This window comes from Treponema sp. R6D11 (genome assembly GCF_054786075.1).
Window position 1 is genome coordinate 1 of the sequence record NZ_BDHD01001501.1, and the last position, 233, is coordinate 233.

Below are 233 nucleotides of genomic sequence, written 5' to 3' on the forward strand. Positions count from 1 at the left end.
CAGATGACCTTGCTTTAGATAACACCGGTCTTGCCGACGATGATTTTGCCGATATCTCGTTAGACGACGACACAACAGCAGGCGACCTTGCTATGGACGATTTTGCCGACATTTCCTCTGATAAAAAAACATCCGAAAACGAAGCCTCAGCAGACGTTTCGTTAGATGACACTGCTTCGCCTGACCTCGCGTCAGATGACCTCGCGTCAGATGACCTTGCGTCAGATGACCTC

General features: G+C 49.8%; 1 protein-coding gene. It reads left to right on the plus strand.

Features of this window, described 5'->3' with window-relative positions; all coding sequences use genetic code 11:
* A partial coding sequence (locus tag ACYVTD_RS19210) for a hypothetical protein (protein WP_461249171.1) occupies positions 1–233 on the plus strand: 233 nt, incomplete at both ends.